Consider the following 23010-nt stretch of genomic DNA (forward strand, 5'->3'; position numbering starts at 1 on the left):
ATCTGCATTAACTCAGTAAATTCTAATTAAGAGCAAAATGAAACTGACAATAGAACAAATAAAAAGTTATGAAGAACAAGGATTTTTGTTCATTCCAGAGTGTTTTAGCCGTGAGGAAATATCAGTAATTTGTGATCAAATTCCCAATGTCATGGACGATGAAGCAGTTGGTCGTGTTTTAGAAGATGATCAAAAAACCTTACGCACTCTCTATGGATCTCATCTCAATAACAAAATTTTCCGAGATTTAGTCCGTCACCCTCGTCTATTGACAGTTGCACAACAACTTTTTGCGAGTGAATTGTACGTTTTTCGCAGTAAAATTGTCATGAAACCAGCTTTTACCGGCGGGATGTGGGGATGGCATCAAGATTCTGCATTTGCACAGTATTACGAACGAATTTCCTCACCAAAAGGAGGAAATGCCATCCTTTTCTTAGATGAAGTCAATGAATTTAATGGACCAGTATATTACATACCAGGTTCTCATCAACAGGGAATACTCGAAGCGGCAAATTCTGCTTCAACTACTAATTCATCCTTAGCAGTCGCTCCAGAAACGATTGCCAAATTTGCATCTGTGCAAGGAATAGTCGCACCAAAAGGTCTCGCGGGGTCGGTTTTGTTCGTACACTATGATACATTACATGGTTCCGTTGCCAATATTTCTCCCTGGGACCGCCGAAACTTTGTCATCACCTATAGCAGTATTGAAAACAGCGCCCTTCCCAACAAAGAAAGACCAGCTTTTTTATCAAATCCTGATCTCACGCCATTAATAGCTCTTAGTCAAGACGAACTTGATCGCATATTTACTCAACAATAAACTTATATTAGTAAAAATTTGTACAAATAATACAGTTATGGGGATCACTTGGAGTCGAGTCATAATGAACCGGGAAACGGCAAAGCTACTAGAGAATTTACCGTTTTCAAAATGGCGAGTATTAGAAGTTTCAGGCAAGAACTGGGAAACTTTTGGGTTTCAAGAATATGAAAATATCCACTATCCAGAATATGATATTTGTTCTGCACCTTTGCCAAAAAAGTTTGATTTAATTATTGCAGAACAAGTTTTTGAGCATTTATTATATCCCTATCGAGCCGGTCGCAATATTATTTCCATGCTTTCCCCCGGAGGGTATTTTCTCATCTCTGTTCCTTTTTTGGTGAAACTTCATAATTACCCAATAGATTGCACACGCTGGACGGAAACTGGACTCAAATACTTTCTCCATGAATGTGGATTTTCTCTAGATAACATTCAAACTGGTTCTTGGGGAAATCGCCAATGTATCATTGCTAATTTCTCTCAATGGGTCGAATATGATCCTGTTTCTCATTGCCTAGATAACGAACCAGAATTTCCCTACCACGTCTGGGCATTGGCGCATTTATAACATCAAGCTAGGGTCAATATAGCAGTTGCTAGATAGATAAGAATTTAGGCGTTGCTGATTTGAGGTATGAAAATGATTTTTGATGATTTCAAAACCCTTGTAGAGACGTTCCATGGAACGTCTCTACACCTAAATTCATACCTGGTTTCATCAACGCCAGAATTTACTGACAATATTGCCAAGAAATTAACAATTCAGAACGATGAATTTTACAATCCCTGAAGAATATAACTTCCTATCTCGCTTTTACCGACTGGCATTTACGAATATTCTCTCTAGTATTGTTGTGCCATTGTCGGGTTTAATAGACTTAGCCTACTTGGGACATTTACCTGATATCCGTTATCTAGCAGGAGTTTCTTTAGCCACAATTCTCTTTAGCTACTTATACCGAGTTTTGAATTTTTTGCGTTCTTCTAGCAACGGCATGACAGCACAAGCTGTAGGAACAGATGATCCAGAAGCCATACTATTAGTATTACTCCGAAATGGTCTGATTGCCTTAGGGATAGGTATACTCATCCTCATTCTTCAGTACCCTTTACAAACAGTAGGGTTTACCTTTTTAGTCGGTGCAACAGAGGTAAAAGATGCCGGTCTTGACTATTTTCAAGCTCGTATTTGGGGCGCACCTGCGGTTTTACTTAACTTTGTTCTAGTTGGTTGGTTTTTTGGCCGAGAACTTAATATTTTTGTGGTGCTGATATCTGTAATAGAAAGCCTAACTAATGTGGTGCTGGACTACTTATTTATTATTCGCTGGGGTTGGGCTAGTACAGGGGCTGGTTTAACTACAGCTATTAGCCAGTATGTGGCATTATTAATAGGTTTAATTATAGTTTGCTTCCACATTGATTGGTCAATTGTATCAGGTGTAATCCCAAAAGTCTTGAATTGGTCAGCTATTAAAGCTACCTTCAAACTAAATAGAGATATGTTAATAAGAAGTTTGGCCGTAGTCTCTACCTTTGCCATTTTTACTGAACTCAGTTCGGCAATGGGAACAGAGATATTAGCAGAAAATAGTGTTCTTTTTCAAGCGGCAGCTTTTAATATGTTTGTTGTTCAAGGAGTAGGATTTGCCACCCAAAGCCTCACGGGAAACTTTAAGGGACAAGGTACATTACAGCAGCTACAACCATTACTAATTGTTAGTCTACTTACTAGCTTATTACTTTCAATTCCCATTGCTATCTTATATATTCTCTTTCCAGAAACTATATTTGGACTATTAACTAACCACACTGAAGTAACTGAAAACATTTCTAACTACGTTAAATGGTTGTTACCATTTCAGGGGTTTTTTGCAGTTAATGTGATTCTGGAAGGATTCTTTGGAGGTTTAACCGAAGGAAGAACGTTACGTAATTCTGCCCTCATTTCCTTTGTAGGAGGTTTCATGCCTATAGCTATAGCTAGTTGGTATTTTCACAGTAACCATCTTTTATGGTTAGCGATGACATTATTTTCAATAACGGCTATTGTGGTATTTTCATTTAAACTATTAGATACATTTACAAGTGAAATAAAAATTCCTATCGTTTCCTCTACAACTACTGAAAGTTAAGATAACTTTGCTATTACTTGAAAACCCTCGCAGGAGGGTAATTATTAACTTAACTTACATAATAGAATAAGATACAGTCATAAGCCCCCTCCTCGCTTTCGGGGAGGGGGTTCTTGTATTTCACTCAACCAATAACCGCTATAACACCGATTCAATCATCAAAATTAAGTAGTAAACTGTTTATTAGTTTGACTAGGGATTTGATTTATGATTGCCACTATTGCAACTATTCCCCTTTTTCAACTTGCTTCTGGTGAGTTTCTTTCTCTTCAAGTATATAAATTTATTGGGGCTAAATCTGGTAAAAAAGTATATATCCAATCTAACTTACACGGTGCGGAAATTGTTGGTAATGCTGTCATTTACCAAATTATTGATTTCTTAACGACATTAAATAATACTCAGATTATAGGAGAAATTTGGCTTGTACCTGTTTGTAATCCCTTAGCTGTTAACCAACGAACTCATAATTTTTCAACAGGTAGATTCAATGTTTACGATAGTCAAAATTGGAATAGAATTTTTTGGGATTATGAAAAAAAACATGATGATATAGAAGAATTTGCTCGTTCTCAAATTGGTTTAGATATAGATACAATTAAATATAACTTTTCCCAAAAAATTCAAACTAGTTTCGATAGTCTTTTAGATAAAATCAATGCCCCTAGCAGTGTCAAATTAACTGATAAATATCGTTATAAGCTGCAATCTCTGTATTTAGATGCAGACTACGTAATTGATTTACATAGTCACACTGGAGAAGGAATAGAATACCTTTATTATTTCCGAAATCGAGAAGATAGTGCTAATTTATTTCTTCTAGATTATAGCATTTTATTCGATGAATATGATGGTGATGCTTTTGATGAATCATTTATCAAACCTTGGTTAGCTTTAGAGAATGCTTTATTAAAATTAACCGGACAAAAAATGATATTTGATAAAGAAGCATGGACTTTAGAATTAGGAACAGGAATGCAAATGAATCCAGATTCAGTATCTAAAGGAGTGTGCGGAATTAAAAATTATTTAACTCAAAAAAGTATTTTAGAAATACAGGATTTAACCCAATCAAAAACTATATCTCGTCAAACAAATTTTCGTTCACTTAGTCAACTAAAAAAATATTGGAGTCCCGTAGGAGGAATGATTTTATCTAAAGCTGCATTAGGTACTTCAGTAAATCAGGGAGATTTGCTATATCAAATTCTTACGTTCAATAAAATCGGTGAATTACCCACAACTATTCATGTTCATGCAGAGAAAACAGGCTTGGTTTATGATATATCCATAAATAACTCTGTTAACGAAGGAGAATTTGTATTAGCGACTATGTAGTTTGTCATGGAAAACATTTAACACAGAATTATTCAATCTATTAATTCATCTGCGTTTATTTGCGTTTATCTGCGTTCAAATCTTGATTCTTAAATAAAATTACCATTTGTCCTGATTTGCATAAAGGCAAATATCAGGATTGTTGATTAATGGCAAGAAACCGTAATAAAACATTACACTAAAATAAATATCTGACCGAAATTTAACTGCTCAAAAAAACTATGACTCAACCAACTACAAAAATTTGTATACTAGGTGGTGGCTTTGGTGGACTCTATACCGCCCTGCGTTTAAGCCAATTACCCTGGGAATCTACACCAAAACCTGAGATTATTTTAGTAGATCAGAGCGATCGCTTTGTCTTTTCTCCCCTGCTTTACGAACTCCTCACCAGAGAACTCCAAACCTGGGAAATCGCCCCACCCTACTCAGAATTACTCCAAGGAACAGGAATCCAGTTTCACCAAGCCGCTGTTTCCGCCATAGATATCAACAAACAAACAGTCCAATTAGCAGATAAATCAGAACTGAATTATGACCGCTTAGTCTTAGCCTTAGGTGGCGAAACCCCCCTAGACTTAGTTCCCGGTGCTGTCACTCATGCTTACCCTTTCCGTACTATTACTGATGCCTACAAATTAGAAGAACGGCTGCGAATTCTCGAAGCAGCAAATCCCGAAAAAATCCGTGTCGCCATAGTTGGTGCAGGTTACAGCGGCGTAGAATTAGCTTGTAAACTAGCAGACAGAATCGGCGAAAAAGGACGTTTCCGCCTCATTGAACTCAGCGACCAAATTCTCCGCACTTCCCCAGAATTTAACCGTGAAGCCGCCAAAAAAGCCTTAGATAGTAAAGGCGTATTTATTGACCTAGAAACCAAAGTAGCAGCAATTAATCAAGATAGCATCTCCCTAGAGTATAAAAATCAAGTAGACACCATACCCGTAGATTTAGTCATTTGGACAGTGGGAACAAAAGTTTCTCCAATTGTCACAGCCTTACCCCTCAAGCACAATCAGCGCGGACAAATCACCACCACAGCCCAACTACAAGCCATAGAACATCCCGAAATCTTTGCTTTAGGAGACTTAGCCGACTGTCTCGACGCAGAAGGAAAACAAGTCCCCGCCACCGCCCAAGTCGCCTTTCAACAAGCCGATTATACCGCTTGGAATATCTGGGCTACCATCACCAATCGTCCCCTCCTCCCCTTCCGCTATCAACCATTAGGAGAAATGATGGCTTTAGGAATAGATAACGCCACCCTCACCGGGTTAGGTGTGCAATTAGATGGATCTTTTGCGTACTTAGCCCGTCGGCTGGCTTATCTGTATCGTTTACCAACTTTAAATCATCAGTTGAAAGTCGGTTTTAATTGGTTAGTTAGCCCTATAATAGAAGCCATTTCTAAGTAATTAAAGATCCCCGACTTCTCAAAGAAGTCGGGGATTTGGACAAATTCAGATATCATTGCTACGTATTTAGTTAAAGTATTCATTTTATGAAAAAGCCTAAAGTTATTTTTGTAGATGCTGTGGGGACATTATTTGGTGTTAAAGGTAGTGTTGGGGAAATTTACCGACAAATCGCCCAAGAATTTGGTGTAGAAGTTTCCGCCCAAATTTTGGATGAAAACTTTATGAAAAGCTTCAAAGCATCACCACCACCGATATTTATTGATGCAGATATCAAAGATATTCCCCAGCGTGAATATGATTGGTGGCAGATAATTGCTTTAAATACCTTTGAAGGTGCAGGAGTTCTCCAACAATTTACCGATTTTCCCGCTTTTTTTACCGAACTTTATATCCACTTTGGGACTTCCGAACCGTGGTATGTTTATCCTGATGTTAAGTTAGCTTTAATCAACTGGCGACGCTTAGGAATTGAATTAGGAATATTATCTAATTTTGATTCTCGTTTGTATTTAGTATTGCAAGGTTTAGGACTTAAAGAATATTTTACTTCTGTGACCATTTCTACTCAAGTCCGTGCTGCTAAACCAGATCCAGAAATTTTTAAAATTGCCTTAAACAAGCACAAGTGTTCACCGGAAGCCGCATGGCACATTGGCGACAGTATAACAGATGATTATTATGGGGCAAAATCCGCAGGAATAAGAGGTATTTGGATTAACCGTAATTCCACTGAATAATACCGTAATTGTCCGGTTAATAGAGGTTTATGGTGTAAATTTTTCTGGCCAAGATTCTATATATAGTCATAAGACCTCGCGGTAAGTGGGAAACGAGCGCGTCTTTAGACCTGAGAGGGAAACGGCACGAGGGATTTTAATCCCTGTGGTATGTTAGAATTAAATCGTGAGTAAGAACAAAAAACATCTACGTGTTGAAGCATCCTAGTACGGAGAAATTCCGGCTCCTATGAAACAACGGTTAGGTTTAAGTCCTAACGGCAGTAGGACAAAAAAGAGCGAGTAATGGCAGGTTGTGGAGCGTACCGCGTCTTGGCTTAGTGATGGATTCTAAAAACACTGAAAACCATAAAAGTAAGCGCAATTTCGACACCTTGATTGGCAGTTGTTTTGAGCGTTTAGGCGGCGTTTGACGGTCGCAGCGAGATTAGATTGAGCTAAACTCTTAATTTAATTCTGTCAGTAGAATCTCAGTGGCTTGGCTCCATGAGAGTGTCAAATTCATAAGTTATCGCTGTTACCTCTAGAAATTAGATGGTTAAATGAAAAAACTAATTGGCAAAATGCAGAAGGTTTAGAAATGGCGAAAAATCTGCCATTGGCTTTAAAGAAACGATTTTTGAGAGATTCTTAACTCCTTCTTTCTACCTCGGTGACTCTAGAAGTTCAAATGGCATGATATGACGATATATTTAAATATCTGGCGTTGCTGAATTGAGAGATGAAAAGCAAAAATTCCATGTCTGAAACTCTTAAACTTTGCGCCTTTGCGCCTTTGCGTGAGGCAAATTCATACTTTCATTCACCAATGCCAAATATCTACATTGTCTCAATTTACCGTTTGTTTTTGAATCTATGAAGTCTTATTTAGCCGCCGCTATTCAAATGACCAGTGTGCCTGATTTGCAAAAAAACCTGGCACAAGCAGAAGAATTAATTGATTTGGCCGTGCGTCAGGGTGCGGAATTGGTGAGTTTACCAGAAAATTTCTCTTTTATGGGAGAGGAAAAAGATAAACTAGCACAAGGAAATGCGATCGCCCAAGAAACGGAAACATTTCTCCACAAAATGGCACAACGCTTTCAAATTACCATTCTCGGCGGCGGCTTCCCTATCCCTGTGGATCATAACGGTAAGGTTTATAATACAGCATTACTTATCGGTGCTAACGGTCAAGAACTCGCCCGTTACCAAAAAGTCCATTTATTTGATGTCAATGTTCCTGATGGTAATACCTACCAAGAATCAAGTACCGTCATGGCTGGACTGGAATTACCTCCTGTTTATGCTTCCCCTGACTTGGGGAAAATTGGCCTTTCTATTTGCTATGATGTCCGTTTTCCCGAACTGTACCGACATTTATCAAGTCAGGGTGCAGATATTTTATTTGTTCCCGCCGCTTTTACCGCTTTTACTGGTAAAGACCATTGGCAAGTATTATTGCAATCTAGAGCCATAGAAAATACCTGTTATGTGATTGCACCTGCCCAAACTGGTACTAACTATGACCGTCGCCAAACTCATGGCCACGCCATGATTATTGACCCTTGGGGTGTCATTTTAGCAGACGCTGGGGAAAAACCGGGAGTGGCGATCGCCGAAATCAAACCTACCAGACTAGAACAAGTCCGCCGACAAATGCCATCCCTACAGCATCGCGTATTTTAGCCACTCAGACTCCCGCACATCCCCAACTTCTTCAAGAAGTCGGGGATCTTTCCTAAGTAAAATCTTTTTTCCCAAAACACTTGACATTATCCCAAGAGAACTGCTATATTCTCTATAGTGAACTCATTGGGGCGTAGCCAAGTGGTAAGGCAGTGGGTTTTGGTCCCGCCATCCCTAGGTTCGAATCCTAGCGCCCCAGTTATATAGAAGGCAAGTTTTTAACGCTTGCCTTTTTTGTTTTTACATTGCACCAAGCTGGAAAAAGTTCTTCTTCTGTCGCTTGGATTCAACAAAGCAAAACCCAAGGCATTTATTAAGTCATATATTAGGCTCTCGCAAGGGATAAGTGCCATCACTACGCAACTTTGACGCGAACAACCCAACCTAAGAATTAAAGCTTTTTTAAATTTGCTAAGAGGGTGTTTGAAAAGTTATGGTTGATGTATCAAATATTTTTTACCCCACCCTAACCCTCCCCTTGTAAAGGGGAGGGAACTGGATTTTTATTGTTTCCCCCCTTTACAAGGGGAAAGGGGGGTAGCAATGTGATGAAAATTACGGAATACCACTTTTCAAACATCCTCTAAAGGTATTGCTGGTACCTCCTCCCAAGATAAATATTTGCAGAAAATTTATGTTCCTCACACTGATTAGACATATATCTAGTTGAAGGTATTAGCCAAGAACTACTTGCTGAATATTTTCTGTTAAGTATATCTGTAATCAGAGGAAGAATAAGTATTGATTATTAAACAGAAAACATTGAGTATCAAATATCTCTAAAAGTTTTCTAATTATCATCTTCTTCCAGATATATTATTGAATTTGAGAGGAATATAATTGTGGCTACAAATGCGATAACGTTAAAAAAATTGCTTAATAGCTATACACATAGTGTAGTTGATATCAAAAAAATAACTGCGATTGCACTTCACCACCGTTGGTTTATTCTAGGGATTTCTTGTGCGGTTATGTCAGTAACAAGCCTCTTTGCCATTACTACTAAACCAACTTATCAAAGCTATATGCAAATATTGGTAAGTTATAATTCAGATAAATCTTTACCAGCTAGTAAGCCAGAAAAAACGACAAAAGACTTACAAAAACCACAGTTATCATCTATTGACTACAGTAGTCAAGTGAAATTAATGCTGAGTGCTAAATTAGTGCAAAAAGCTGTAAATTTACTTCATACTGATTATCCACAGATGACCATAGAAGATATTTATAGTAACAGCAAAATTGATAAAACTTCATCTTTATCACTAACTCAGTTACCAGTAGATACAGAAGTTAATCAAAATTTAAACCAAGTATTTTCAATCTCTTTTACAGACAAAGATCCTCTGAAAAGTAAAAGAGTATTACAAGCTTTAGAGAAAGTATATCAGGACTATAATACCGATCAAAAAAATCAGCGGATTAATCAAGGGTTAGTATTTGCTAATAACCATCTACCGCAACTGCAAAAAGATGTATTAAAAGCCGAGAAAAAATTAGAAAAATTTCGTCAACAGAATAATTTAATTGATCCAATTTTACAAAGTAAAATTTTACTACAGTCTTTAGCAGATATTCAAAAGCAGCGACAAAAAACTCGCGCTCAACTGCAAGATGTACAGACTCGACATAACAGTCTAGAACAAGCAATTGCTTCTTCTCATCAAAAGCAAATAAATATTGATGATTCCCTTGAATCTCGCCAATATCAAGCCTTAATTCGTGAACTTAAGCAAACAGAAAAGGAATTAACTCAAGCTCGGATACTTTACACAGAAAAATATCCAATTATTGAACAACTGAAACAAAAAAAACAAATTATCGTCACAATATTACAACAACAAGGACAAAATAAAGCCGTTGATATCAATAGTAAATCAAAATTATCAGGACAAATAATACCTAAGTTAGAAAATGATTTAACTCAATTAAAAGTGAACGCATTAGGACTAATTGCTCATGATCGTGATTTGGCAAAATCCGAACAAGAAGTTCGTTCCTTGCTGAGTAAATACCCAAATTTGATTACAGAATATAAGAGGTTAGTTGCAAATGTAGAAATTTATCGCAAAACACTGCAACAATTGACGCAAGTGCAAAATTCATTAGGTGTAAAAATTGCTCAAGAAGGTTTTAATTGGCAAATTTTAGAAGAACCCGCTTTGGGAATACATATAGGAAATTTGCGCTGGTTGCTAATTGTTGGCGGCATATTAATTGGGCCAATATTGGGTTTAGCAGCAGCTTTAATTTGGGAAAAATTTAATAATGCAATTTTCTATACTCAGGACTTACAAAATCTCACAAATATTCAGTTATTGGGGTCAGTACCAAGATTAGGAAAACGTAAAGATAGTTGGACAAGCCAACTCCAATCTATAGTTAGAGATAAATCTAAAAATCTGGATATTTCTCATCAGGAAATTATTAAGAATTTACCTAATCATCAGAACTTAGATATTATTTACCAGAATATTCAGATGTTAAATAATTCTCTACCTTTAAAATCATTGATGTTAACTTCTGCACTACCAGGAGAAGGAAAAACAACTTTGGCTTTAGGGTTGGGGTCTAGTGCGGCTCGAATGCACCAAAGAGTATTAGTAGTTGATGCTAACCTGCGTTCTCCCAGTTTACATAAAACTCTAGGGCTGACCAATGATTGGGGTTTATCTTTATTACTTGTTGATGATATTAATACATCATTTCATAATTATATTCAACCCATTCACCCAGCTATTGATGTTTTGACTGCTGGACCCATACCAGAAGATGTGGCAAATTTGTTGAGTTCTGAGCGAATGCAAGAATTAATGGATTTATTTGCCCAAAATTATGATTTAGTGCTGATAGATGCGCCCTCTGTTTTAGATGCAGTTGATGGCAGAATTGTCGCTTCTTTATGTAATGGGATTATTATGGTAGGACGCATTGGTAAAGTTACTCCCAATAAACTGATGGAAGCTACAGAAATTTTAAGCAAGTTAAATCTAATTGGTATTATTGGGAATGAAGTTTATGATGCTCCCCAAATATTGACACCATGAAAAAAGGAGTCAGGAGTCAGGAGTCAGGAGTTTAGAAGAAGAAAGAAGAAAGAAAATTACCGAGTTTCCAGTTCTCAATCTGTCTGTTTAGAGAATTGCTGAACTAGAATAGTAGACGCTTGTGATCAAACAATAGTATGAAATTCCCACTGTTATTAGGCAATTTGTTTTCTGAGATTAAAGGTAGACATTGGTGGATAGGTATCCTGATGTGGTTTGTATTACTTGCTCCTGCACAAGCATCTGTAATTCTGCGTGTGGCAATTGAAAGAGAAGTCAAACAGGTAAAAGTCGGTGCTTCCACAACCGCTATTGTCAAAGATAGTAGTGGTAAGACTCTGGGAGAATTACCAGGAATGAGTGCCTTTGCGGCTCAAGCAGTTCCTGGAGGTGTAGCTTTAGATAGATGGCAATCCGGGTTATTTTGGATAGAACCCACCAAGAAGGGATATGTTTATATTGGCGATCGCTGGTTTCGTGGTAGAACCCTAGTAGTACCCACAGCCAACGGTTTAACTGCCGTTAACTGGGTAGATTTAGAAGAATATCTCTACAGCGTCATTGGTGGAGAAATGGATACTAGCTGGCCACAAGAAGCCCTCAAGGCCCAAGCCATTGCTGCCCGTACCTATGCCCTTTATGAACGGGAAAGACAGCGGAAAAATCCCGTTTACGATTTAGGGGATAGTCCAGACCGTTGGCAAATTTATAAAGGTGTAAGTAGTGAATCTCCTAAAACTTACACCGCAGCAGATACCACCGCAGGCAAAGTCTTAACCTACAATAACCAAATCATTCTTTCCGTCTTTCACGCTTGTTCTGGTGGACACACTGAAAACGTTGAAGATGTTTGGGTTAGCAAAGAACCTTACCTGCGGGCTGTTCCCGACTTTGACCAAAAGATCAAAGAATGTAACTGGGTAAAAACCTTCACTCCAGGAGAAATTAGCGCCAGAATTTCCGGTGTTGGTAATGTCAAAGACATGATTATCGAAACTCTCTCACCTTTCAAAAGTGTCAAATCCTTAAAAATCATTGGTGATAAAGGAACTAAAGTTCTCCAAGGTGAAGAAGTTAGAACCGCACTCAAAATTAAAAGTACCCGGTTTATTGTTAGTAAAGATGCAAATGGCGGTTTTGTTCTGCAAGGATTAGGCTTTGGTCACGGTTTAGGAATGAGCCAATGGGGAGCTTACGAATTAGCAAAACGTGGTGCAAACCACCTGCAAATTTTAGGATATTACTACAAAGGTGTAGCCCTGACACCCATTCAAGCAAAGTAGCAGAAGAAGGAGTCAGGAGTCAGGAGGAATAAAGAAAGAAGAAAGAAGAAACAAGCAAATTTCTCTTCTATTCCCTATTCCCTATTCCCTGTTCCCTGTTCCCTGTTCCCTATTTGCTTATTCTGAAATTCCTGTTCTAACAAATCTGTTTCTGTAGAATAAACAGAATCTTCTTTACCAATAACTTTTTCTGTGGCAAATTCACGAGCAAAAGCGATCTTTTTCTGCAAAGAATCATCTGCACCTGCTAATAATCTAGCTCGTTCTTGACGTTGAAGATTGCGAGTAGAAACCTGATCATTGCGTCGTTTAATCCAAAAATACCGGATTAAAGGAATAGCTAAAAAACCAATACCATAAGCTAATAGAAGTCCATAAATCCCTTGCACAAAAGCGACTAATCCCCCAATTTGAGTCGCAATTGTGCCATTTTTCAATAAATTACCCAGGATTAAAGCCCCAACAAAATTCACTCCTCCCAAACCAGCACTGAGCATAAGTTGTCCAGAACTGGCAGAACTAAACTTCCAGGAAAATTCATGCAAATATTCAGATATTGAACGCCGCTGTTTTTTACTTGCTCTTACCTGTAATTCTGGGAAATAATAAACTATTTGCCCGTCAGAACTTACCTGGGGCATTCCATTAAATCTTACCAACACAGGCAGCATATAATCCTCATATTCTTGTTGATATTTTGCGCCAATATCATCTAAATAAGGAGCAATTTGTTCTGCAACTACAGCACCTTGATTATTACTAATCACAGCCCCAATTTCTTCCCAGCGACGTTCTTCCAAATTGGCGTTAGGATCACCATCACCAAAGAGAAATGAAAACACAGCTTCAAAAAAATTCATTTCATTATTTTCACCCCGTTCCCTCCGTCGTTCTTGGTAGCTATCACGATGATTTGGGCTAAAATACCAGAATAAATCTGGAAAGAAAAAGAAATTAAAACCTCTAGAATTATTACTGCGATTGTCATTATCCCGATCTGAACTAGCAGTCATGATAATGATAATAGTCAGAGTAATCAGCAAAATAGAAGCAACTAAAAGGACACCAAAGGAAATCCGAATTAGATAAAATAGCACAGACCAAACTTTTCTCCACCATTCTTGCAACCGGATTTGCAAGTATTTATTGCGGATAATATCCCGAAAATTTTTGGGAAATTGGTAAACAACATCACCTGATTCTGCAACCTGTAAATGTCCCCCAGCGTCAGCAGCAAGGGCTAATAAACTTTGGTTGACTTCAGCTATATTTAATCCTATCTGGGTGGCTACATCACCAACTGTGACTCGGTAGCCCAGTTGTTCCACAGAAAGCATAATGGCGGGATTGGGAGTCATAAATTTGCCATTTTGTTATATTTTGGTTTACCTTTATTCAGTATAATTGAACTAAAATTTCTTTTCTTTGCAATTCTTAATTGCAATCATACTTTTCACAAATTAGCTAGGATTTATATATACACCTATGGTTCAGTACAGTCTCGCTCAAAGCCCGGAACTTATCCTGATTGTTCCCGGTAAAGATTCCGCTAAAGCCCGTGATAAAGCCATGGATCAACTAATGGAACTCATGGAGGCTGGTGAATTACCAACGGAACTAGAAGAGGGATTTGGTCCGCAACAATTAATTGAGGTGAAAGAACCAACTACAGATACTTCTAGCCGTGAAGACGAAATTACCCAAGCAGTGCAAATTCTCAGTAATTTAGCTTCCTTGAAGTTAAAAGTCCAAGAATCACGCACTGAAGCCTTAGAAATTCGCCAAGCCATTGATGTGCTGTTTTCCGATAAATCTGTCACCGAGGAAGAAATAACCCATCTTAAAGAAGGTTTTAAAGTTCTCAAAAATTTTGCTCAAGCTAATCTGCGTTACCAGGAAGCGAGGGGAAAAGCAGAACAAGCTAGACAAGTTTTAGATCAAGCTCTCAAATCACCGGAGTAATATTAGATTGGATATCTCCAGAAAATAATGTAGAGACGTTCCATGGAACGTCTCTACAAGGGTTTTAGGATACGCATATTTAAATTCGGTCGATGTCTATTAAATTTGTTCTCTTTCTGTTGGACTATCTCTTCTTGAGGATTGAGATTGAATCATGTTCAGATAAGATATTTGCATAACCAAAGACTTCTGTAGTAACACACTATATAAAAGGCAAATATGATTAATCTAATTTGGACGGCTGCTGTTGTCCTCTTTGTCCTCTGGCTGTTAGGATTCTCGGTTCATGTCGGGGGTAGCTTAATTCATCTGCTTTTAGTTTTAGCTCTAATTGGAATAGTTTACAATTTACTAATTGGTCGCCGCATAGTCTAATTTTTGAGGATGCAAGGCTGTATCTGAGGTTTGAATACAAGCACTGAAGTTATAGCCATATTAATAAAAATCCCAAACTTATGAATAGAAATCCTCATGAACGAAGCAATTCTGAGCGAAGGCAAGAACTTCGCAGTGAAGAAGAAAGTTTCCGACTGCAACAGGAAGAGGGACGACTTGAATCTGGCAAACGGAGATCTATATTTGCCTGGATTATCAATAGCATTTACCTGCTAGTGGGAATGCTGGAAATCCTGCTGATGTTACGCTTCTTTCTGCGTTTTTCCGGGGCAAATACGCAAAATACCTTTGCCCAGTTTATTTACAATCTTTCTGCTCCCTTCATTGCGCCATTTTCCACCTTGTTAATTAGTCCTGTTGCTGGTGGTGGAGCGAATGTTTTTGATGTCAATGTCCTAATTGCAATTATCGTGTATGCTCTCTTAGGCTGGCTCAGTGTATGGCTAGTCAAATTTCTCTCTGGTCGGTAGAGAAAAGTTGGAAAATGAGAGGATTTAATTTAAAACTATTGTTAAGCCCTGAGAGTGTCAAGAGTTCTAGAGAAATTTGCCACAGCAATGGATGGGTGTGATATTATAGGAAACTGCTACACAAATTTAAAAACAATCACAATTTAAGCGACCATGGCTCTGACTCAACAGCGCAAACAAGAAATAATTTCTGGCTTCCAAGTTCATGAAACCGACACCGGTTCGGCTGATGTTCAAATTGCCATGCTAACTGACCGCATTAACAAGCTCAGTCAACATTTGCAAGCTAACAAAAAAGACCATTCCTCCCGCAGAGGACTGTTGAAGATGATTGGTCAAAGAAAGAGTCTTCTGTCTTATATCCAAGCAGGTAGTCAAGAAAGATATAAAGCTTTAATTACTCGTCTCGGTATTCGCGGTTAGGAACTAATTCTTATGGCTGCTGAAGAATCGGAACGTAGTCCATTGCCTTTTGAGCCAAACAAAAAGCGTCCCAAACCCGCTAAGACTGTAACTAAGTCCGTCATTAAAAATCAAGCACCCCAGGAAAAACCGCAACAGCAACGTCGTTATTCTAAACAAGAAATGGCGATTCCTGAAGTAGTCAGCCAGCGAATGATTCGCAGAGTGGCTGGTTTTTGCGGTATTCCCACAGCCTTAGGGATTACTAGTTTGATAGTTAGCTATCTATTAGTTACCTTGGCTGATATCCAACTTCCGCCTATCGCCGTTTTATTGGTGAATATGGGATTGTTTGGGTTAGGTGTGGTGGGAATTACCTATGGTGTTCTTTCTGCTTCTTGGGATGAAGAAACACCGGGAACTTTTCTAGGTTTTGATGAATTTAGCACCAACTGGGGAAGGATGACCGAAGTTTGGCGTGATACCCAGAAAAAGAACGTCTAACAAGCAGCGTCCAGGTAATAACTGTAATGTGGGGTAATTTGGAAAATGAGTTTTGAAGTGGAATTTATATCACTTTAACTTCAAGTTTAAAAGACTGTATTTTTCTAGTTTATACCCAATATTCAGCAAAAAATACCTGGCGCTACATTTGTATTTATATATTTAACCACAGATATTTTTGACCCATTGAAATGGCTTGATTCTAGAAATAGCAGAAATATATGAAGATATTATTAATATTTAATTTTCCAATTTAGAGGATGTTTGAAAAGTGGTATTCCGTAATTTTCATCACATTGCTACCCCCCTTTCCCCTTGTAAAGGGGGGAAACAATAAAAATCCAGTTCCCTCCCCTTGACAAGGGGAGGGTTAGGGTGGGGTAAAAAATATTTGATACATCAACCATAACTTTTCAAACACCCTCTTAGTTATAAGTAGAACGGCTTGAATAATTCAAAGTTTGTAGTGAGGAATTTATTCCTTATTTGAGGGCTGAAGCCCTTACTACGAAATCATCTCCATATTTTTTACATTACTTAATCTACTTTGATTTATTTTCGTCTACTTACTTAGAAAAAAATAGCAGATAGATTAAACCACAATTCAGACAGGACTGCGTTGAGGAATATATAAGGTGTAGTGAAGCGTTGGCAAAAAAGATGTATCATAAATCATGAGGAGAAAAATGATACCTTAACCAATATTACAAATGGAACCATTCACAACTGTTGCTATTGCTCTTGCTACCATACTCGCTACCAAAGCCACAGAAAAAATTGGCGAAAACATTGGAGACACCTTATCTCACAAAACTCAGCAGTTTTCGGAATGGTTGAAACAGCGACTACCTGGAACTTTCGCAGCTATTGAACAAGCACCAGAACAACCCCTTAATTATGGTCAAGCTGTACTGGACATAGAAACCGCAGCGAAAGCAGACCCTAATATTAGTCAAGTTATCCAGGAATTAACCCAGTTAGCAGAAACTAACCCACCAGCAAATTTAGCAGAAATTCTCAAAGAGATTCAAGCAGCTTTTGCAAATTCTCAACAACCCCAAGGGACAATTTTTAATCAAAACTTCCAAAAAGCTATGAACGTAGCGCAAAATCAAACAATTGACCAAAGCGGAAGCACGATTAATTTTTGACTGGACTCGTCCGACGGGAAACGGACAAAGTTAACTCCCATTAAAGATATACCCTATCGCGGTTCTCTTCATTTTGTCGGACGAGAAACAGAACTGACAACTATCCATGAAGATTTGCGACGGGGAAATTATGTAGCAATAACCGGAATGGGTGGTTTGGGTAAAACTGAATTAGTTACTCAATACGCGAAAGAATATCAAGATCATTATGATGGCATAATTTGGTTTAATGCTAGACAACGTTTTCTCGCAGCAGAAGTATTTGAACTTTTTACATTAAAATTCGGTCTGGAAATTCCCCAAACTCAGGGAGAAAAGCTGCTAACTCTCCAAGAACAGGTAGCTTGGTGTTGGTTACAATATCCAAAAACACAAAAACCTGTTTTAATTGTCGTTGATGATTTAACTGATTTAACACAGTTACAAGATGTTGTTTCCCCAGAAACACGCTTTCGGGTTTTGATAACCACTCGACAACAACATTTAGACCCTAATTCTATTCAAGAACGAGCTTTAGAGGTTCTATCACCACCAATAGCATTAGAACTTTTACAAAATCAATTGGGAAAAAATCATCAGCGAATTGTCAATGAACCAGAAACCGCTACACAAATATGTGAGTTTTTGGGAAATTTACCTTTGGGGATAATTTTAGTCGGAAGTTATTTAACAACAGATTTGGGACTTTCTCTAACTCAAATGTTAGAACGGTTGCAAAAACGTAAGTTAGCGGAAACAGCTTTACAAAAAAGAGAAACTATCAATCAAACTCAATTGGGAATTAAAGCCGCTTTTAATTTAACTTGGGAAACACTGGATACTCAAACTCAATATCTGGGAGCATTTTTAAGTTTATTTTCTCCTCAGTTTATTCTTTGGGATTTGGTAGTTTGGGTAATTGAGTTGGAAGTAGAGAATGAGGAAAAACAACTAATTTGGACAGAGGAAGAATTAACTACTTCTAAAAAAAGACTTTATCAAGTTAACTTTTTACAAACAGGACAAGAATCACCAGAAGCTTATACAATTCATAATTTAGTGCGGTTGTTTTTGCAAGAACAGTTAGCAGAAATTGGAGAAAAGCAGCCAATTCTCGAAAGAACTTTTATTACTTTTATGATATTCGTTGCTAAAAGACTTCCTCAATCACCTACTTCTCAAGATATTGAAAATTTCCAGTTAGTTGTTGTTCATTGGGAAGATTTAGGAAAACGGTTAATAGATGAAATTAACCAAGAAACAGCAGCAGCGAATAATTTACCAGTATCTATGGTTGCTGATGAAATCTTTTGGGTATTTACAGGGTTAGGAAGATTTTATGAAGGACAAGGATTATATCAAGTAGCAGAATTTTGGTATCAGCAATTAGTAAAAGTTTGTCAAATTTTATTTACAGGCGACCATCCTTATGTTGCTACTAGTTTGAACAATTTAGCATATCTTTACGATAACCAAGGAAGATACAGTGAAGCTGAACCTCTCTACCTTGATGCTTTAGAAATGACAAAGCGGCTATTTACAGGCGACTATCCTGCTGTTGCTACTAGCTTGAACAATTTAGCATATCTTTACGATAACCAAGGAAGATACAGTGAAGCTGAACCTCTCTACCTTGATGCTTTAGAAATGAAAAAGCGGCTATTTACAGGCGACCATCCTGCTGTTGCTACTAGTTTGAACAATTTAGCATATCTTTACGATAACCAAGGAAGATACAGTGAAGCTGAACCTCTCTACCTTGATGCTTTAGAAATGACAAAGCGGCTATTTACAGGCGACTATCCTGCTGTTGCTACTAGCTTGAACAATTTAGCAAGTCTTTACAAAAGCCAAGGAAGATACAGTGAAGCTGAACCTCTCTACCTTGATGCTTTAGAAATGACAAAGCGGCTATTTACAGGCGACCATCCCAATGTTGCTACTAGCTTGAACAATTTAGCAAGTCTTTACAATAGCCAAGGAAAATACAGTGAAGCAGAACCTCTCTACCTTGATGCTTTAGAAATGACAAAGCGGCTATTTACAGGCGACCATCCTAATGTTGCTACTGGCTTGAACAATTTAGCACTTCTTTACGATAACCAAGGAAAATACAGTGAAGCTGAACCTCTCTACCTTGATGCTTTAGCTATGTCTGAACGAGTGCTAGGAACTAATCACCCTACTACAATAACCGTTCGGAACAATTTGCAAATTTTACAACAGCAACTCATACCTCTTCCCTTCTATAAACGTTTGGTGAATAACCTATCAGTTGTGTTAACTTTATTATTGCATCGTTTACAGCTACTAATCAAACGTATCATTATCTTTTCCTGGCGTTTGTTTCGACGTTAACAACAGCTTACTCAACTTTAATAGAGTATCACTATGCAGTTTTATTGTATTGCATTACAAAGATAAATTTTTATTTAACAGTTAAATTAGATTAATTTGCAATCTTGCTGCATCATATTACAGAATTGAAATTTTACTTTGCAATTTTATTGTATTGTATTAAACTAATAACGTAAGTTGCTAGTTAGAGGATGTTTGAAAAGTATCAGAATTAATCGAGATCCCCCCAACCCCCCTTACAAAAGGGGGCTAAATTCCTTAAAGTCCCCCTTTTCAAGGGGGATTTAGGGGGATCTGCGGGTGTCAGATACCACACGAAAAAGTTTTCAAACAACCTCTTAGACACATTGTCAGAATCAGGTGGTTATCGAGCGAAGTCGAGATAATGTCCAGGATTAAAAGATGAACAGGATTAAGATCAATTTGATTTTAAAGGTAGGGGTAAAGCAAGAGCTTCATTGGTGTCAACTTAACGCAAAATCTTCATCCCGCAAGAAACTCAAGTTCCTTGCTAATAGCGAAAGTCATCTAAAAGATGACTAAATACTAGGAAAATTTATTAGTCCGTTTTAACGGACTTGAGCTATGAGACAGGGAATTTATTCCCTGGCGGGTGTGGAAGCCAAACAAATAAGCCACTTGTACTGAGCTTGTCGAAGTATCTGTAACCTAAGTTGACACCAATGAGTACTGCTAAAATATTTATGCTAAAATATAGTCAAAATGTCTAAAGTAGCCATTCTATGCAAACCTATACTCTTACAGATGCGCGAAATAAACATGGTGAGGTTTTTGACAAAGCCGCTATTGAACCAGTATTACTAACTAAACAATCACGTCCTAGTCATGTCATTATTTCCGCAGATAGCTACCAAAAATTAATTAATAGATTGCAAGAATTAGAAGATATGCAGTTAGTTCAAAATGCTGAAACTGCTTTGAGTCAATCAAAAATGGTAGGTACAGAGGCTTTTACATCTGCATTGGAGCATTTAGCTAATGGCGCGGCTTGATGGTTTAGCAACTGTTCTTGATTTCCTCAATGGGTTACAACCTAAAATAGCAGCGCAAATAGCAAAAAAGGTTTTGGCTTTGAATGTTGAACCTTTACCAACTGATAGTGAACAACTATCTGGTTATCAGGGTTTTTATCGAGTAGATAGTGGTGAATATCGAATTGTTTATAAATACTTTCCAGATCAAGATTTAGTGGAAGTAATTTTAGTTGGTAAGCGCAATGATGATGATGTTTACAAAAGATTAAAACGGTTATTAGGATAAACTCTTGGTTCTTCCACCAAATCTAATCCCAACATAGATATAAGCGTAAAAAATTAAGTAATGGGATAGAATTAATTACCGATGAGATTGGTTAATTTAGCGTTGCCTTTGGCGGGCGCAGCCATCGCTTCTGGTATCTCAGTCAACACCACCACTTTTTATCGCTTATTGAATAAAACTTTTTATCGGATATTCTTTTGTGCTTGAAATTTTTACACTAATAAGTTAACATGAAATGTCATGAGAATTTCATGGAGAAGTAATAATGCTTGATGCACGGGAAATTTACCCCCTTTCAGACTTTCAACGCAATGCTAGACAGTTCATTGAACAAATACAGTCAAGTCACAAACCAATTATTCTCACCGTTAATGGTAAAGCATCCGTGATCATGCAGGATGCAGCATCTTATCAAGAATTACTCGATGAGTTAGAATTAGCAAGGTCAGCCGCAAAAATTCGCCAAGGCATAGCTGAATCTGCTGCTGGAAAGACAAAAGATGCGGTAGAAGCATTAGAAGAATTACGGTTAAAGCATGAAATACCCCGTTAGAATTACTCCAATAGCACTAGAAGATGCGGAGGAATTTTACTTGTGGATGTCTCAAGATTCTCCTGTAAATGGGGCTAATTGGTTTAATGGATTACTTGCTGCAATTGATACTCTTTCTTCCATGCCTCACCGTTGTCCGGTTGCACCAGAAAAGGAAATAGTAGGCCAAGAAATCCGATATCTTCTCTATTCCAAACGCTATCGGATTCTTTTTGGCATTGAAGGTGATGCTGTTGTAATTTATCACATCCGGCATACATCCCAACAATGGATGACACGAGAAGAATTTTTGAGACAACCTTATAGAAATATCGAAAATACCGAGCCAGAAAAATCAACTTAAGCTACAAATCGGTTATCAGCAAAAGCAAATAAAACATTTACTTAAAAAAGGAACTTGTAAATGATTATCGTCATGAAAGTTGGTTCCCCACAGGAAGAAATAAATCGGATTACCACAGAATTATCTAGCTGGGGACTAACACCAGAAAAAATTATTGGTCAACATAAAGTAGTCATTGCTTTAGTTGGGGAAACTGCGGATTTAGACCCGCCCCGCATTCAAGAATTGAGTCAATGGATTGAGCAAGTATTACGAGTGGAAGTACCCTACAAACGAGCCAGTCGTCAATTCCGTCATGGAGAAGCTTCTGAAGTGGTGGTGAATAGTCCTCAAGGTGATGTGGTGTTTGGTGAACATCATCCTTTGGTAGTTGTCGCTGGACCCTGTTCTGTGGAAAATGAAGAAATGATTGTAGAAACAGCACTGCGGGTAAAGGCGGCAGGAGCTAAGTTTTTACGCGGTGGGGCATATAAACCTCGTACTTCACCTTATGCTTTTCAAGGTCATGGTGAAAGTGCTTTGGAATTGTTAGCTACAGCCCGGAAGGTCAGCGGACTGGGGATTATTACGGAAGTAATGGATACGGAAGACTTGGAGAAAATTGGCGAAGTTGCTGATGTGATTCAGGTGGGGGCGAGAAATATGCAGAATTTCTCCATGTTGAAGAAAGTTGGAGCGCAACCCAAACCAGTCCTGCTAAAACGGGGTATGGCGGCGACTATTGAAGATTGGTTAATGGCGGCTGAGTATATTTTAGCGGCGGGTAATCCCAATGTGATTTTGTGTGAACGGGGAATTAGAACTTTTGACCGTCAATATACCCGCAATACTCTAGATTTATCGGTTGTGCCAGTATTGCGAAAGTTGACGCATTTACCCATCATGATTGATCCTAGTCATGGCGTGGGTTGGTCTGAGTTTGTTCCTGCTATGGCGAAGGCAGCGATCGCTGCGGGTACAGATTCGCTAATGATAGAAGTACATCCCAACCCAGCTAAAGCCTTATCAGATGGACCCCAATCTTTAACCCCAGACCTGTTTGATAAATTAATGTCAGAATTATCCATAATTGGTCACCTCATGGGACGGTGGCCAAATTAACGCCCCCATTCGCTTTTTAATATCCAATCCAAGACAATTCAGGGCGCAGACC

Annotated in this window: 22 protein-coding genes and 1 tRNA gene; 22 read left to right on the top strand and 1 reads right to left on the bottom strand. The window is 38.1% G+C overall.

Translation table 11 applies throughout. The features are described from left to right. Positions 1–37 precede the first annotated feature (37 nt). From BMF77_RS08890 to BMF77_RS08935, 10 genes are all read left to right on the top strand, one after another. Positions 38–826: a phytanoyl-CoA dioxygenase family protein gene (locus tag BMF77_RS08890; protein WP_148762231.1), complete on the top strand. Its 789-nt coding sequence runs from the start codon at positions 38–40 to the stop codon at positions 824–826. A 64-nt stretch (positions 827–890) separates the two neighbouring features. Beyond that, positions 891–1400, top strand: a complete 510-nt coding sequence (locus tag BMF77_RS08895) for a bifunctional 2-polyprenyl-6-hydroxyphenol methylase/3-demethylubiquinol 3-O-methyltransferase UbiG (protein ID WP_246863098.1) — start codon at positions 891–893, stop codon at positions 1398–1400. A 202-nt stretch (positions 1401–1602) separates the two neighbouring features. Next, on the top strand, positions 1603–2967 hold the full coding sequence (gntT, locus tag BMF77_RS08900; RefSeq protein ID WP_148762235.1) for a guanitoxin biosynthesis MATE family efflux transporter GntT: 1365 nt from the start codon (positions 1603–1605) through the stop codon (positions 2965–2967). 207 nt (positions 2968–3174) lie between these two features. Beyond that, positions 3175–4305, top strand: coding sequence for a succinylglutamate desuccinylase/aspartoacylase family protein (locus BMF77_RS08905; RefSeq protein ID WP_148762237.1), 1131 nt, complete (start codon positions 3175–3177; stop codon positions 4303–4305). Between the two features lie 221 nt (positions 4306–4526). Continuing rightward, the gene (locus BMF77_RS08910; RefSeq protein ID WP_148762239.1) at positions 4527–5720 is read left to right on the top strand and encodes an NAD(P)/FAD-dependent oxidoreductase; all 1194 of its coding nucleotides are present in this window, start codon (positions 4527–4529) and stop codon (positions 5718–5720) included. Positions 5721–5806: 86 nt separating this feature from the next. Continuing rightward, complete coding sequence (locus BMF77_RS08915; protein WP_015079613.1) at positions 5807–6460, top strand: HAD family hydrolase; 654 nt, start codon at positions 5807–5809, stop codon at positions 6458–6460. An 855-nt stretch (positions 6461–7315) separates the two neighbouring features. Further along, complete coding sequence (locus BMF77_RS08920; RefSeq protein WP_148762241.1) at positions 7316–8128, top strand: carbon-nitrogen hydrolase family protein; 813 nt, start codon at positions 7316–7318, stop codon at positions 8126–8128. Positions 8129–8255: 127 nt separating this feature from the next. Further along, positions 8256–8327 (top strand) — tRNA-Gln (locus tag BMF77_RS08925). 643 nt (positions 8328–8970) lie between these two features. Then, positions 8971–11175, top strand: a complete 2205-nt coding sequence (locus tag BMF77_RS08930; RefSeq protein WP_148762243.1) for a polysaccharide biosynthesis tyrosine autokinase — start codon at positions 8971–8973, stop codon at positions 11173–11175. A 137-nt stretch (positions 11176–11312) separates the two neighbouring features. Next, complete coding sequence (locus BMF77_RS08935; RefSeq protein ID WP_148762245.1) at positions 11313–12458, top strand: SpoIID/LytB domain-containing protein; 1146 nt, start codon at positions 11313–11315, stop codon at positions 12456–12458. A 74-nt stretch (positions 12459–12532) separates the two neighbouring features. Here the strand turns inward: BMF77_RS08935 and BMF77_RS08940 are convergent, their stop codons facing one another. Next, entirely contained in the window at positions 12533–13816 is a 1284-nt protein-coding gene (locus tag BMF77_RS08940) for a hypothetical protein (RefSeq protein WP_148762247.1), read from the bottom strand. A gap of 127 nt (positions 13817–13943) precedes the next feature. Here BMF77_RS08940 and BMF77_RS08945 point away from each other — a divergent pair, with 127 nt between their 5' ends. The 12 genes from BMF77_RS08945 (at position 13944) to aroF (ending at position 22958) form a co-directional block, all read left to right on the top strand. Next, the gene (locus tag BMF77_RS08945; RefSeq protein ID WP_015079608.1) at positions 13944–14420 is read left to right on the top strand and encodes a hypothetical protein; all 477 of its coding nucleotides are present in this window, start codon (positions 13944–13946) and stop codon (positions 14418–14420) included. Positions 14421–14639: 219 nt separating this feature from the next. Continuing rightward, positions 14640–14795 carry a lmo0937 family membrane protein gene (locus BMF77_RS08950; protein WP_148762249.1) on the top strand — a complete coding sequence of 52 codons (156 nt, stop codon included), beginning with the start codon at positions 14640–14642 and terminating at the stop codon, positions 14793–14795. Positions 14796–14875: 80 nt separating this feature from the next. Then, positions 14876–15286, top strand: a complete 411-nt coding sequence (locus BMF77_RS08955; RefSeq protein WP_148762251.1) for a YggT family protein — start codon at positions 14876–14878, stop codon at positions 15284–15286. A 153-nt stretch (positions 15287–15439) separates the two neighbouring features. Then, positions 15440–15709 carry a 30S ribosomal protein S15 gene (rpsO, locus tag BMF77_RS08960; RefSeq protein ID WP_148762253.1) on the top strand — a complete coding sequence of 90 codons (270 nt, stop codon included), beginning with the start codon at positions 15440–15442 and terminating at the stop codon, positions 15707–15709. Positions 15710–15721: 12 nt separating this feature from the next. Then, positions 15722–16192: a PAM68 family protein gene (locus tag BMF77_RS08965; protein WP_148762255.1), complete on the top strand. Its 471-nt coding sequence runs from the start codon at positions 15722–15724 to the stop codon at positions 16190–16192. A gap of 710 nt (positions 16193–16902) precedes the next feature. Then, positions 16903–17343 (top strand): hypothetical protein, encoded by a 441-nt coding sequence (locus BMF77_RS08970; protein ID WP_148762257.1) that lies wholly within the window; start codon positions 16903–16905, stop codon positions 17341–17343. Positions 17344–17490: 147 nt separating this feature from the next. After that, positions 17491–19680: a tetratricopeptide repeat protein gene (locus BMF77_RS08975; RefSeq protein WP_246863099.1), complete on the top strand. Its 2190-nt coding sequence runs from the start codon at positions 17491–17493 to the stop codon at positions 19678–19680. A 743-nt stretch (positions 19681–20423) separates the two neighbouring features. Further along, positions 20424–20693 carry a type II toxin-antitoxin system Phd/YefM family antitoxin gene (locus BMF77_RS08985; RefSeq protein ID WP_148762260.1) on the top strand — a complete coding sequence of 90 codons (270 nt, stop codon included), beginning with the start codon at positions 20424–20426 and terminating at the stop codon, positions 20691–20693. Then, complete coding sequence (locus BMF77_RS08990; RefSeq protein WP_148762262.1) at positions 20680–20961, top strand: type II toxin-antitoxin system RelE/ParE family toxin; 282 nt, start codon at positions 20680–20682, stop codon at positions 20959–20961. The genes BMF77_RS08985 and BMF77_RS08990 overlap by 14 nt, the downstream gene beginning before the upstream one ends. Positions 20962–21226: 265 nt before the next feature. Continuing rightward, positions 21227–21514 (top strand): type II toxin-antitoxin system Phd/YefM family antitoxin, encoded by a 288-nt coding sequence (locus BMF77_RS08995; protein WP_148762264.1) that lies wholly within the window; start codon positions 21227–21229, stop codon positions 21512–21514. Continuing rightward, positions 21498–21857 (top strand): type II toxin-antitoxin system RelE/ParE family toxin, encoded by a 360-nt coding sequence (locus BMF77_RS09000; RefSeq protein ID WP_148762267.1) that lies wholly within the window; start codon positions 21498–21500, stop codon positions 21855–21857. The genes BMF77_RS08995 and BMF77_RS09000 overlap by 17 nt, the downstream gene beginning before the upstream one ends. Positions 21858–21917: 60 nt before the next feature. After that, positions 21918–22958 carry a 3-deoxy-7-phosphoheptulonate synthase gene (aroF, locus tag BMF77_RS09005; protein ID WP_148762269.1) on the top strand — a complete coding sequence of 347 codons (1041 nt, stop codon included), beginning with the start codon at positions 21918–21920 and terminating at the stop codon, positions 22956–22958. The last annotated feature ends 52 nt before the right edge of the window (positions 22959–23010 follow it).

The organism is Dolichospermum sp. UHCC 0315A, from assembly GCF_008121535.1.
GTDB lineage: Bacteria > Cyanobacteriota > Cyanobacteriia > Cyanobacteriales > Nostocaceae > Dolichospermum > Dolichospermum lemmermannii.